Source organism: Micromonospora sp. SH-82 (genome assembly GCF_051132485.1).
Lineage (GTDB): Bacteria > Actinomycetota > Actinomycetes > Mycobacteriales > Micromonosporaceae > Micromonospora.
Genome location: NZ_CP148049.1, coordinates 1,539,688 through 1,552,302, shown reverse-complemented (window position 1 = coordinate 1,552,302; position 12,615 = coordinate 1,539,688). Strand labels below are relative to the sequence as shown.

The following is a 12,615-nucleotide window of genomic DNA, read 5'->3' as shown; positions in this document are numbered from 1 at the left end:
GGCGCTCCGACCAGACAGGTACCCGCGCGTACCGACTCCAGGTACAGGAGAGCGACATGGCTGACTTCAAACCCGGACTCGAAGGTGTCGTCGCGTTCGAGACCTCCATCGCCGAGCCGGACCGTGAGGGCGGCGCGCTGCGCTACCGGGGGGTGGACATCGAGGACCTGATCGGCCAGGTGTCCTTCGGCAACGTCTGGGCGTTGCTCGTCGACGGTCGGTTCGGTCCGGGCCTGCCCCCGGCGGAGCCGTTCCCGGTGCCGGTGCACTCCGGCGACATCCGGGTCGACGTGCAGTCCGCCGTGGCGATGCTCGCCCCGTACTGGGGGCTCGACCAGTTCCTCGACATCTCCGACGCCCAGGCACGGGAGGACCTGGCCCGCGTCTCGGTGACCGCCCTCTCCTTCGTCGCCCAGTCCGCCCGGGGCCTCGGTCTGCCCGCCGTGCCGCAGAAGGAGATCGACAAGGCGGAGACGATCGTCGAGCGCTTCATGAAGCGGTGGCGCGGCGAGCCCGACCCCCGGCACGTCAAGGCGGTCGACGCGTACTTCATCTCCGCCGCCGAGCACGGCCTGAACGCCTCCACCTTCACCGCCCGGATCGTCGCCTCCACCGGCGCGGACGCCGCCGCCTGCATCTCCTCCGGGATCGGGGCGCTCTCCGGCCCGCTGCACGGCGGTGCCCCCTCCCGGGTGCTGACCATGCTGGAGGCGGTGGAGCGCAGCGGCGACGCCGAGGGGTACGTCAAGGGCGTACTCGACCGGGGTAAGCGGCTGATGGGCTTCGGCCACCGGGTCTACCGGGCCGAGGACCCGCGCGCCCGGGTGCTGCGCCGGACCGCCCGGGAGCTGGGCGCACCCCGGTTCGAGGTCGCCGAGGCGCTGGAGAAGGCGGCGCTGGCCGAGTTGCAGGCCCGCCGCCCGGACCGGGTGCTCGCCACCAACGTCGAGTTCTGGTCGGCGGTGGTGCTGGACTTCGCCGAGGTGCCGGCCCACATGTTCACCTCGATGTTCACCTGCGCCCGGATGGGTGGGTGGAGCGCGCACATCCTGGAGCAGAAGAGGCTCAGCCGACTGGTCCGCCCGGCGGCCCGGTACGTCGGTCCGGCCCCCCGCCGCCCCCAGGAGGTCGAGGGCTGGGACGCCGTCCCCCACGGCGTCTGAGAGGCGTCGCCCCCGGTTGACGCCGACTGTCGAGCGGGGCACCCCTCTCACACCCGACCTGCGCTGACGCGCCGTCTGTGGCGCAGGACTCACTGTGTGGTGGACACCTCAACACCCGGGCCGGGACCAGCCACCGGCCGACCCGTCCCGGGTGCGAACATGGAGGCTCGCCCGCCCATGCGGAAGGATCTTCGATAACCGTGGCTGACGTTTCGACCATTCGGATTCCCGACGACCTCAAGCCCGCCGACGGACGGTTCGGCTGCGGGCCGTCCAAGGTCCGTCCGGCGGCCGTCTCTGCCCTCGCCGACGTCTCGACCAGCGTGTTGGGCACCTCGCACCGGCAGAAGACCGTCCGCGACCAGGTCGCCCGCCTGCGTTCCGGCATCGCCGAGTTCTTCTCCCTCCCCGAGGGGTACGAGGTCGTCATCGGCAACGGTGGCACCACCGCGTTCTGGGAGGTGGCCACCTTCGGGCTGGTCCGGGACCGGGCCCAGTTCGCCAGCTTCGGCGAATTCGGCGCGAAGTTCGCCAAGTCCGTCAAGGACGCCCCCTTCCTGGGTGAGCCGACCGTCCGCAAGGCGGAGCCGGGCAGCGCCCCGGCCCTGGCCGCCGAGGCCGGGGTGGACGTCTACGCCACCCCGCACAACGAGACCTCCACCGGTGTCGCGGTGCCGATCAGCCGGGTCGCCGGTGCCGACCCGGGTTCGCTCCTGCTGGTCGACGCCACCTCCGGTGCGGGCGGGCTGGAGGTGAACGTCGGCGAGACCGACGTCTACTACTTCGCCCCGCAGAAGTGCTTCGGCTCCGACGGTGGACTGTGGCTGGCCCTGATGTCCCCGGCGGCCCTGGAGCGGGCGACCGAGATCAAGGGCTCGGGTCGCTACATCCCGGCCTTCCTCGACCTGGTCACCGCGATCGACAACTCGCGGCTGGAGCAGACGTACAACACCCCGGCGCTGGCGACCATCTTCCTGGCCGCCGAGCAGACCGACTGGATGAACTCCCAGGGCGGCCTGACCTGGGCGGCCAAGCGGACGGCCGAGAGCGCCTCGATCGTCTACGGCTGGGCCGAGCGTTCCAGCGTGGCGACGCCGTTCGTCACCGACCCGGCCCTCCGGTCGAACGTTGTCGCCACCGTCGACTTCGCCGACGGGGTGGACGCCACCGCGATCGCCAAGGCCCTGCGCGCCAACGGGATCGTGGACACCGAGCCGTACCGCAAGCTGGGCCGCAACCAGCTCCGGGTGGCGCTGTTCCCGGCGATCGAGCCGGCCGACGTGGAGGCCCTCACCGCCTCGATCGACTACGTGCTCGACCGGCTCTGAGCCGAAGCCGTACCCGGACCGGTGTCGTCACCGGGCACCGGTGAGGCGTACCGTCGAGGGGACCGTCGCCGCAGCACGGGTGGCGGTCCCCGACTGACTGATCAGGCTGGTCATCCGCGACATGCGGGCGCGGCATCCCCCATCGGCTGCCCGAGGGGCGTACCGTGGGGCGAGACGCCCGGGTGGCCGACTCGTGGCGTACGGCCAGCGAAGCGGGACGGAGGCAACGCTATGCGCCCAGTACGCTTCGTCGCCCTCTCCGAGGACGGCCAGGCCCTGGTGCTCGCCGACGAGGTCGGGCGACTGCTCGCCCTGCCCATCGACGAACGGATCGCTACCGCCCTGCACGCCGAACCCGGCGCTGCGCCGCTCACGGTGGCCAGCGCCAACCCGGCGGCGGAGATGGTGCCGTCCCTGTCCCCTCGGGACATCCAGGCCCGCATCCGGGCCGGGGAGTCCGCCGAGGACGTGGCCCGGATCGCCGGGGTCCCGGTCGACCGGGTCCTGCGGTACGCGGGTCCGGTGCTCCAGGAGCGGGCCATGCTCGCCCAGCACGCCCGGCGTACCAGGCTCAAGGGTGCCGACAAGCCGACTCCGCTCGCCGAGGTCGTCAACGGTCGACTGGCCCAGCACGGCATCGACACCGAGAAGATCTCCTGGGACGCCTGGCGTCGCGACGACGGCACCTGGCGGATCGTGGCCACCTGGCCCTCCGGCAAGGCCACCGCCCAGGCGGTCTGGGACCTGGACAAGACCCGACAGCACGTCGTCCCCCACGACGACATGGCGCAGTACCTGTGCGCCGAGCGCCCCACTCCGATCCTCGGCCAGGAGCCGGCACCGGAGCGCAGCGGACGCGCCCTGCCCGGCCCCTCGCGGGGTGAGCCGAGCCGGGGTGGCCACGGGCTGCCGACGCCGTCGGAGAACAGCCGGTCCGGCCGGGACCCGATCCGGGCCGGGCGGGACGCACTCCTCGCCTCCCTGGACCGTCCGCTCGGCTCGACCTCCGGGCGCGGGCTGGAACCGCGTACCCCGGCGGCGCTTGCCGGTGCGGACACCAACCGTCAGCGGGCGGTCGGCGGTGGAGCTGCCGCCCTGCTCGGCGGGGGTCAGGGTTCGGCGTTCGAGGACGACTCCGACGCGCCGAAGGAGGTCCCGGCCGTGCCGTCGCTCGCCGTCCTGCGGCCTCGACGTCAGGGCGCGGCGGCCGCCGAGTCCACCAACGAGAGCGCCGGGAAGCCCCGCAAGCGGCTGCCGAGCTGGGACGACGTCCTCTTCGGCAGCGGTCCGGCGGCCCGCGAGTCCTCCTGACCCACGGCCGACGCCCCTGACAGGAGTCGTCGTGCCCACGGGCCGACGCGCCCCTGACCCGATGTACACGTCAGACCTACGGCGACGCCCCCGACGGGATCCCGTCGGGGGCGTTCGCGGTTGCGGTCAGCAGTCCGCCGAGACGATGTAGAAACGGGGACGGGGCAGCACCCGCAGCCGGAGCCGGGCCCCCTCGCGGCGCAACTGCCAGGCCAACGCGAGTACGGCGGCGGCGAGCGAGATCAGACCGCCCATCCAGATGCTGGCCCCGGCCCCGAAGGTCTCCGCGATCCATCCGATCGCCGGCGCCCCGACCGGGTTCGTGCCCAGGAACACCAGCACCCACAGGGCCATCACCCGACCCCGGAACGCCTCGTCCACGCCGAGCTGGACCCGCTGGTTGGCCGCCTGGGCGAAGTAGACCATGAAGAACCCCGTCGGCAGGAGCAGCGCCACCACCAGCCAGTATCCCGGGGCGAGCCCGACTAGGGTGCCGCTGACGGCACAGGCCACGGCGGCGGCGAGCACCACCCAGACCGACGGTCGGCTGCGCCGCCCGGTGCCGGCGAGCGCCCCCGCCAGCGCGCCGACCGCCAGGGCGGAGCTGAACAGGCCGAACGAGGCGGCCCCGGTGTTGAACACGGTCTTGGCCAGCGCCGCCAGGGTCAGCTGGAAGTTGAACAGGGTCATCCCGATCACCGACATCAGTGCCATCGGCAGCAGCAGGTCCGGGCGACGCCAGACGTACCGCAGTCCGTCGACGACCTTGGCCTCGGCGCGGTCGGCGAGCGGCGGCAGGTCCTTGCGGTACAGGTCTGCCGAACGCATCCGGACCACGTTGACCAGCGGGGCGATCGAGCTGAGCGCGGTGACCAGGAAGACCGGGCCGGTGCCGACGGCGGCGATGGAGAGGCCGGCGACGGCCGGTCCGATGATCCGCGCCGAGTTGAAGACCGCCGCGTTGAGCGACAGGGCGTTCGGCAGCAGCGAGGTGCCGACCAACTCGGAGACGAACGACTGCCGGACCGGGGTCTCCACCGCGTTGGCCACCCCGAGCAGGGCGGCGAAGACGAAGACGTGCCAGAGCTGGACCAGGTCGGTGAGGACCAGGGCCGCCATGGCCAGCGCCAGCACCGTCCAGAACGCGTTGGCGACGAAGAGCAGCATCCGCTTGTCGTACCGGTCGGCGAGCCGCCCGGAGAGCAGGGTCAGCAGCAGCACCGGGGTGAACTGGAGGGCCACCACCACACCGAGGGCGGTGGCGGAGTCGTCCGAAAGCTCGAGCACGAGCCAGTCCTGGGCGACGAACATCATCCAGACACCGATCATCTTGATCAGCTGCCCGGTGGCGAAGAGCCGGTAGTTACGGACCTGTAGGGACTGGAACATCGTGTTCAACTTGGCCTGCACTCTCGGTGCGCCTCCTCGCCGTCGTACGCGTCATCGTCGGATGACGGCGCGGCGCGGTGGCGCGGCACGCGAGGGCACGCGCGGACCCGGCCCGCTCGGCGCGGGCTGGACCCGGTGGTCCGGGCGCGGTCGGGTGGCGATCAGCCTCGGGCAAGCCCCTGGAGGATCTCCGCGGCCCGCCGTAGCGTGTCGCGTTCCTCCTCGTCGAGTTCGGTCAGCCGACTGGCCAACCACTCGTCGCGGGCCCGTTGGAACCGGTCGAGCACGGCGTGGCCGCCCTCGGTGGGGGCCAGGATGACCTGGCGACCATCGGTCGGGTGAGGCGTACGTCGTACGAGGCCGCGTTCCTCCAGCTTGGCGACGATCCTGGTCATCGTGGGTGGTTGCACCCGTTCGACGTCGGCCAGTTCCCTGGGCGTCAGCGCACCCGCCAGCTGAAGGCTGGTGAGCGCGGAGAGCTGGGTGACCGTCAGGTCGCCGACCGGCCGGGCCTGGCGGACCCGTCGGTTCAATCTGGTGATCGCATCACGCAACTGGCTGGCCAGTTGCGCCGGTGGCACGCGTCTCGCCGTCACCGTCCGCTCCGTCACGATAGTTAGCCTAACTAATGAGCGGGCCGATGGCCGCCCCCTATGACCATCCTCACCGGTGCCCCCGATCGGGAACAGGGCGGGGTGGCCGGTACGGACCCCAGCCACCGGCGGCCCTTACCCAGGTCAGAGGCACACCCGCCAGGCGGCCCTTACCGGGGCCGGAGGGGGCACCCGCCAGGCGGCCCTTTCCCGTACCGGGGTCAGAGCAGCAGGGACTCCACCGGACCCCGCAGGAAGTAGCCGACGAAGAGCAGGGCCACCGCGTACAACAGCGGGTGCACCTGACGGGCCTTCCCCCTGGCGAGCTTCACCACCACGTACACGATCAGCCCCGCCCCGATCCCGTTCGAGATCGAGTACGTGAACGGCATCAACACGATGGTGAGGAACGCCGGGATGGCGATCTCGTAGTCCGACCAGTCGATGGTGCGTACCGCCGTCATCATCAGGAACCCGACCACCACCAGCGCCGTCGACGCCGCCTCGAACGGCACGATCACCACCAGCGGGGCGAAGAACATCGCCAGCAGGAACAACGCCCCGGTGACCAGGTTCGCCACCCCGGTCCGCGCCCCCTCGGCGACCCCGGCCGCGCTCTCCACGTACGCGGTGTTGCTGGACACGCTCGCCGCGCCACCGGCCACCGCGCCGATCGAGTCGACGAGGAGGATCTCCTTGGCCCGGGGCGGGGTCCCCTCCTCGTCGAGCATGTCCCCCTCCTGGCCGATCGCCACCATCGTGCCCATGGTGTCGAAGAAGTCGGTGATCAACAGGGTGAAAACGAACATCAACGCGACCAGCCAACCGGCCCGGCTCCACGAGTCGAGGACGTTGAAGTCGCCGAGCAGGGACAGGTCCGGCACGGCCACGACCGTCCTCGGGATCTCCGGCACGTTCAGCGACCAACCCTTCGGGTTGGACACCCCGTCGACCACTGACGGACCGATGTTGAACAGTGCCTGCATGACGATCGCCAACACCGTCGAGACGAGGATGCCGATCAGGATGGCGCCCCGGACCCGGCGCACCACGAGCACCAGGGTCAACAGCAGCCCCACCACGAAGACCAGCATCGGCCAGCTCACCAGCTTGCCGCCGATCCCCAGCCCGACCGGGACCGTGGTGTTCGCGGCATCCGGGATCCGGCGGACGAACCCGGAGTCCACCAGACCGATGATCGTCAGGAACAGCCCGATCCCCACCCCGATGGCGGTCTTCATCTGGGTGGGAACCGACCGGAAGACCGCCGTACGCAGCCCAGTCAGCACCAACACACCGATGATCAACCCCTCGATCACCACCAGGCCCATCGCGTCCGCCCAGGTCATCTCCGGGGCGATCTCGTACGCGACGAGCGCGTTCACCCCGAGCCCGGCGGCCACCGCCAGCGGGAACCGGCCGACCACCCCCATCAGGACCGTCATCAACCCCGCCACCAGGGCGGTCGCCGCCGCCAACGCCGGGATCGCCAGCCGCTGCCCGTCACCGTCCACCGCCGCACCCAGGATCAACGGGTTGAGCACCACGATGTAGGCCATCGTGAAGAACGTCGCCAGGCCACCCCGGACCTCCCGACCCATCGTCGAGCCACGGGCGGAGACCTCGAAGTACCTGTCGAACCCGCTCCGGGGACGCGCGGGCTCGGGCGGGGTGCCGTTCTCGGGTGGGGCTACTGCCATCGGGTCCCTCGCAGTGGTCGTCGGAAGATCGAACACATCGGCGGAGATCGAATCCTGCGCGCATCGTCGCAGATCGACGGCGGGCGGGAAAGGCCCGTCGCGTACCCTCGGTGCCGTGGGACAGCAGCAGAAGCCGCGGCCCGAGCCGCTCGACCCGCCGATGGTCCCCTTCGTCGTGGCCGGAATGGCGGCCTGGGCGGTGGCCGGCCTGGCGCTGTTACTCTTCCGCGACTGGCTGACCGAACATGGTCACCAGGATTGGCTCTGGACGTGCCTGGCCGGTTTTCTGTGGGGTATCCCCGGTCTGGCCGTGATGATGCGGCACGACGCGAAACGACGCCGTCGCCGGGCCGCCGCCGGACTCTCCTAGCTCGGGACCACTCCGGTCAGGGGTGCCCGTACGGCTCCGCCGGCTCGGCAGACTCCACCGAACCCGGCGCCCGGCTGACCGACATCGCCTCGACGGCACTGTCGTCGTAGACGGTCCGCAACTCGTCGACAGGGGTCTCCCCGGTCTCGACAAGGGTCTCCGAGTGCGCGCCGCACCCGTGGTCGGCGCTGACCACCCGACCGTCGTCGGGGGCGTAGAAGTTCCCGCACGCCCCGAAGGCCTGCCGGAGTTGACCGGCCAGCGGGAGGTAGAACCCGCAGCTGCCACAGCGGGCGGCGGGCGGGGCGGACGTCGAGATCGCGGCGTGCGGCCCGTGGTCACCGTCGTACCACCGCTGGGCCGTGTCGGCCCGCCCCTCCCGGGAGAGCACCCGGGGGCGACCGAGCCCCAGCTCCCAGGAGGCCTCCTCGACGGCCGGGTCGTCGGACATCACGTACCCCGGAGTGAGCCGGGAGTCGTCCGGCGCGGTCGGGAGCAGGTCACCGGGACCGAGGTCACCGGGCTTGAGCCGCTCCTGCCAGGGCAGCCAGCCGGGGGCGAGCAGCGCGTCCGAACCGGGCAGGAGGACCGTCTCGCAGACCGTCACCGCCCGACTGCGCGGAACCCGGGTGACCGTCACACCCCACTGCCAGCCCCGGTAGCCGGCGAGCCGGCACTCGAAGTAGTGGGTGACGAGTCGGTCGCCCTCGGCGACGGCCTTCACGTGCTCGCCGACGTCGTCGGGATCCACCTCGGTGATGCTGTCGCGCGCCACCTCGACGGCGGCGGCGCAGACCTGGTCGAGGCGGGGGGCGCGGCTGGCGGCGGGCCTGGTCACCCACCCATTGTTCCCCATGCTCGTCTCGGGACGCCAGGCACTCCCCGCTTCGGTCCGTGGCGGGACTTCTGCACGCACTGATGCGGTCGACGGGGCGGATGGGCGAGGATGTCCACATGCCGTTGTTCTCCCGCTCCCAGCGGTCCGTTCTCGGACGCACCGTGGGCACCGGCATCCGCGCCACCCGCGTGCTGCTGCGGGGCTCGGTCAGCGGAGGACGCTGGGTGACCCGCCAGGCCGGTCAGGCCCGGACCAAGGGCGCCGGCAACGAGACCGGCATGGTCCGGCTGTTCGACCTGCACGCCGTCTCCTGCGCCGGGGACACCCTGATCGCGATCGGCCTGGCCGGGACGATCTTCTTCAACGTCCCGTTGGGCGAGGCCCGCAGCAAGGTCGCGCTCTACCTGCTGGTGACGATGGTGCCGTTCGCCATGCTGGCTCCGGTGGTCGGCCCGCTGCTCGACCACTTCCGGCACGGCCGCCGGTACGCCCTGGCCGTCACCATGCTCGGCCGCGCCTTCCTGGCCTGGCTCATCTCCGACCACCTCCACGGGTTCGGCCTCTATCCGGCCGCGTTCGGCGTCCTGGCCCTGTCCCGGGCGTACGGGGTGGCCCGGTCCGCCGCCGTCCCCAGACTGTTACCCGAGGGGCTCGGCCTGTCCCAGGCCGGTGCCCGGGCCAGCGTGTACGGAACCATCGCCGGAGCGCTGGTGGCCCCGATCGGGTTGGCCGCGTTCTGGTTCGGGCCGCAGTGGCCACTCCGGGTCGCCTCGGTCATCTTCCTGGTCGGCATGGTGGTCGCGCTCCGGTTGCCGCCGAAGGCCGACTCCGAGCCGCCGGAGCGGGTCCCGAGGCCGCTGCGGGCGCTGTGGGGCCGCAACGGGGACCGGCCGCTGGGCCGGGGTCGCCCCGCCGGGCGGTTGGTGATCGCCACGCTGGTCGGTGCCGCGACGCTCCGCGCCGTCTACGGCTTCCTGCTGCTCTTCCTGGCCTTCGCCCTGCGCAAGGGCGACCTGGACACCAGCCTCCTCGGCCGGAGTCTCGGCCCCGAGCTGGCACTCGGGTTGATCGGCGGTGCGCTCGCCGTCGGCACCTTCCTGGCCACCGCCGTCGGCACCCGACTACGGATCCACCGGCCGGTCGCGATCCAGACCAGCGGCATCATCGTCGTGGCCGGGCTGGCCGTCCTGACCGCCCTCCAGTTCTCGCTGGCCATGGTCGCGTTGTTCTGCCTGGTCGCCGCCGCGATGAGCGGGATCGCGAAGCTGGCCGTCGACGCGTCGATCCAGGAGCGGATCCCGGAACGGCTCCGGGCCAGCTCCTTCGCCCACTCGGAGACGGCCCTGATGCTCGCCTTCGTCGCCGGAGGCGGACTCGGGCTCGTACCCTTCTCCGGCCGGATCGGCGTCGCCGTCGTCGCCGGTGTGGCGGTCATCGCCGCCGTCCGGGGGGTGGTGGTCGCGCGGCGACTCCGGGCCGAACGCCTCGCCGGTCGCCCCCTCGGCGACGACGAACTCGCCGAGGACGCCCAACCCACGGACGCCAAGCCCAAGGACGGCGATCCCGCCACCGCGCCCGTCACCGGCCCTCCACCGGGCGACCGGACCACCTCGATCCGACCGAAGCGGCAGCCGCAGCCCCAGCCCCAGCCGGAACGGGAGGATCCGACCCCGACCTCACCGGCGCCCGCCGGGGCCCGCACCGCCCCGGCCGAGGAGGCCCGACAGGCACCGCCGGGCTACCACATCTACCGACCGTCCTCGGCTGTCAGCCGAACTGCCGGTGCCGGTGCCGAGGACGGCGATCGCCGCGAGTCGCCGGGGCCGTCGACGTGACCGCGCTGCTCGTGGTGACCGCGGTCTCCGCCGAGGCGGAGGCGGTCCGGCGCGGTCTGCCGGATTCCGCCGGGGTGACAGTCGCCCCGGTGGGGGTGGGCCCTGCTGTCGCCGCCGCCGGCACCGCCCGCCTGCTCGCCCGAGCTGAGGCCGCCGGTCGCCCCTACCGGGCGGTGATCAGCGCCGGCGTGGGCGGTGGCTTCCCCGGCCGAGTGCCGGTGGGCGGCACCGTACTCGCGGAGTACAGCGTCGCCGCCGACCTCGGTGCCGACTCCCCGGCCGGGTTCATCCCCGTCGACGAGTTGGGGATGTCAGCCGAGGCTCTCGGCGCACCCCCCGTCATCCCCGCCGACCCGACTCTCCTGGCGACCCTGCGATCCCGGCTCCCCCACGCCGCCGTCGGCTCGGTGCTGACTGTCAGCACCGTCACCGGCACCGCCGCCGGGGCCGCCGCCCTGGCCCACCGGCACCCCGACGCGGTGGCCGAGGCCATGGAGGGGTACGCCGTCGCGGTCGCCGCCGCCGGTGCCCGGCTGCCCTTCGTCGAGCTGCGCACCATCTCCAACCCGGTCGGCCCCCGGGACCGGACGGCCTGGCGGCTCGCCGAGGCGTTCACCGCCCTCACTGACGCGGCGGCAGCCCTTGTGGACCTCGATCGAGGCCTCCTGGCCCCCGATCCGAACCTGCTGCACGCCGATCCGGGCCTGGACGTTCCAGTCTCACCGCCAGCAGGCGAAGGCCCTCCCGCCTGAAGCCCCAGACCAGCAAGAGTCGCATCTGCCCGTCATCGGCAACCGCCCGCTGAACCGCCCGGCCCTCTGCGTCACTTCCACCACCTACGTCGATTCGTCGCTGCGGCGGAAATGCGGCCCTGCGAAGCAGCGGTCGGCGTTCGGGCACGCCACGGTCGGCGGCTACCACGTGCGGCCACGGACTTGAGCCCTTGCAGGCTGCGGCGTTGTGCGAGACAGTTACCGCAGAAAGGAGGCGGGAGCATGGCTGAGCCAACCCCTCATGGTACAGCACATATCGATCGCGATGCGCACGAGACAGTCGCCAACCCAGCGAGGATGTATGACTACTTCCTCGGTGGCCACAACAACCTGCCCGTTGATCGCGAACGCGCGGAGAAGATAAAGGAATTCCTTCCGGAAACATCCAGCCTCGTCTGGGAGAACCGACGCTTCCTGCAGCGTGCAGTGCGGGAGCTGGCAGGTGCGGGCCTCCGGCAGTTCGTCGACATAGGACCCGGCCTCCCCACCCAGGGCAGCGTCCACCAGATTGCAAAGAACGCTGGGCACGACACGCGCGTGGCCTATGTCGACAACGACCCGACTGTGTTGCGCGTTGCCGGTGAATTGCTGACCGACGTCCCGGACGTAACTGTCATGCGAGGGGATGTGCGTCAGCCCGAATCGATCATTAGTGATCTTCGGCGGGGCGGGTTGATCGATCTGTCCCAACCAGTCGTTGTGCTGCTCGTTGCGGTGCTGCATTTCGTCGACGACAAGGATCGTCCCGAAAGAATTCTTGAAACGATTCGGGACGCGCTGGCCCCGGGCAGCTACCTCGTGCTGTCCCATCTCACCGATGACGGCCCGGACCCCGACGCGGTCGCCCGCACTGTGGCGGTCTACGAAAAAGCGAGTGCGCAGATCGTCTTCCGCAATGCCGACAGCATACGCAGCCTCTTCGCGGGCTGGCAGCTGGTCGATCCTGGCTTCGTCCAACCTGCCCAGTGGCGCCCGGACGAGAATACGGATCCGCCTACGGGATGGCTCCGTGCCGGTGTCGGGCGACTCGACTAGGGGCAATACCGGCTACTTCGATCGTTGGGGGTCGTTGTAGGGGTATGCCGCGTGCTGGTCAGGTGAAGTCGTCAAGTGAGCGTCTGTCGGATCGGATCGCGATCGGGGCGCTCACTCGTACGTCTTCGCCAGAGCTGGTCGATGAGCTTCGGGCAGGGCTATGAGGAGGTGCTGCGGCTGCTGACGCAGGATCTGCCCGGTCAGCGTCGGTGGGGATGCTGCTGCTGGCCAACTGAAGGCGGGCGGGGGCACGGGGGCAGGGCGTGGGTGGTGGGGGCGG

10 protein-coding genes and 1 pseudogene are annotated in these 12,615 nt (G+C 71.4%); 7 read left to right on the top strand and 4 right to left on the bottom strand.

The genetic code is table 11. The features are described from left to right. Positions 1-56: 56 nt before the first annotated feature. From WHN02_RS07235 to sepH, 3 genes are all read left to right on the top strand, one after another. Positions 57-1,163 (top strand): citrate synthase 2, encoded by a 1,107-nt coding sequence (locus WHN02_RS07235; protein WP_434742628.1) that lies wholly within the window; start codon positions 57-59, stop codon positions 1,161-1,163. 200 nt (positions 1,164-1,363) lie between these two features. Beyond that, a complete protein-coding gene (gene serC / locus WHN02_RS07230) occupies positions 1,364-2,491 on the top strand; it encodes a phosphoserine transaminase (RefSeq protein ID WP_434742627.1) in 1,128 nt (375 codons plus the stop codon). Positions 2,492-2,722: 231 nt separating this feature from the next. Next, positions 2,723-3,802 carry a septation protein SepH gene (sepH, locus tag WHN02_RS07225; RefSeq protein WP_434742626.1) on the top strand — a complete coding sequence of 360 codons (1,080 nt, stop codon included), beginning with the start codon at positions 2,723-2,725 and terminating at the stop codon, positions 3,800-3,802. Positions 3,803-3,928: 126 nt separating this feature from the next. Here sepH and WHN02_RS07220 read toward each other — a convergent pair whose 3' ends face one another. The 3 genes from WHN02_RS07220 to WHN02_RS07210 form a co-directional block, all read right to left on the bottom strand. Further along, on the bottom strand, positions 3,929-5,212 hold the full coding sequence (locus WHN02_RS07220; RefSeq protein ID WP_434742625.1) for an MFS transporter: 1,284 nt from the start codon (positions 5,210-5,212) through the stop codon (positions 3,929-3,931). Positions 5,213-5,352: 140 nt separating this feature from the next. After that, a complete protein-coding gene (locus tag WHN02_RS07215; RefSeq protein WP_434742624.1) occupies positions 5,353-5,802 on the bottom strand; it encodes a MarR family winged helix-turn-helix transcriptional regulator in 450 nt (149 codons plus the stop codon). 203 nt (positions 5,803-6,005) lie between these two features. Further along, positions 6,006-7,484 carry an NCS2 family permease gene (locus WHN02_RS07210; protein WP_434742623.1) on the bottom strand — a complete coding sequence of 493 codons (1,479 nt, stop codon included), beginning with the start codon at positions 7,482-7,484 and terminating at the stop codon, positions 6,006-6,008. A gap of 115 nt (positions 7,485-7,599) precedes the next feature. Here WHN02_RS07210 and WHN02_RS07205 point away from each other — a divergent pair, with 115 nt between their 5' ends. Continuing rightward, positions 7,600-7,854, top strand: coding sequence for a DUF2530 domain-containing protein (locus WHN02_RS07205; protein WP_434742622.1), 255 nt, complete (start codon positions 7,600-7,602; stop codon positions 7,852-7,854). Positions 7,855-7,870: 16 nt separating this feature from the next. Here WHN02_RS07205 and WHN02_RS07200 read toward each other — a convergent pair whose 3' ends face one another. Next, positions 7,871-8,710: a DUF3027 domain-containing protein gene (locus tag WHN02_RS07200; RefSeq protein ID WP_434742621.1), complete on the bottom strand. Its 840-nt coding sequence runs from the start codon at positions 8,708-8,710 to the stop codon at positions 7,871-7,873. Between the two features lie 98 nt (positions 8,711-8,808). On the opposite strand from WHN02_RS07200, the gene WHN02_RS07195 reads away from it, so the two are divergent. The 3 genes and pseudogenes from WHN02_RS07195 to WHN02_RS07185 all read left to right on the top strand — a co-directional run bounded on the left by WHN02_RS07195 (position 8,809) and on the right by WHN02_RS07185 (position 12,335). Next, positions 8,809-10,527 carry an MFS transporter gene (locus tag WHN02_RS07195; protein ID WP_434742620.1) on the top strand — a complete coding sequence of 573 codons (1,719 nt, stop codon included), beginning with the start codon at positions 8,809-8,811 and terminating at the stop codon, positions 10,525-10,527. Beyond that, positions 10,524-11,171 (top strand): annotated as a pseudogene (locus WHN02_RS07190) (futalosine hydrolase); the annotation flags it as partial. The gene WHN02_RS07195 and the pseudogene WHN02_RS07190, both read left to right, overlap by 4 nt. A gap of 351 nt (positions 11,172-11,522) precedes the next feature. Further along, the gene (locus WHN02_RS07185; RefSeq protein WP_434742619.1) at positions 11,523-12,335 is read left to right on the top strand and encodes an SAM-dependent methyltransferase; all 813 of its coding nucleotides are present in this window, start codon (positions 11,523-11,525) and stop codon (positions 12,333-12,335) included. Positions 12,336-12,615: the final 280 nt, after the last annotated feature.

Bases quoted from the DNA above. Each gene is read 5' to 3' on its own strand.
- WHN02_RS07200 (WP_434742621.1), bottom strand. From the start codon at position 8,710: ATGGGGAACAATGGGTGGGTGACCAGGCCCGCCGCCAGCCGCGCCCCC.
- WHN02_RS07195 (WP_434742620.1), top strand. From the start codon at position 8,809: ATGCCGTTGTTCTCCCGCTCCCAGCGGTCCGTTCTCGGACGCACCGTG.
- WHN02_RS07235 (WP_434742628.1), top strand. From the start codon at position 57: ATGGCTGACTTCAAACCCGGACTCGAAGGTGTCGTCGCGTTCGAGACC.
- WHN02_RS07210 (WP_434742623.1), bottom strand. From the start codon at position 7,484: ATGGCAGTAGCCCCACCCGAGAACGGCACCCCGCCCGAGCCCGCGCGT.
- sepH (WP_434742626.1), top strand. From the start codon at position 2,723: ATGCGCCCAGTACGCTTCGTCGCCCTCTCCGAGGACGGCCAGGCCCTG.
- WHN02_RS07185 (WP_434742619.1), top strand. From the start codon at position 11,523: ATGGCTGAGCCAACCCCTCATGGTACAGCACATATCGATCGCGATGCG.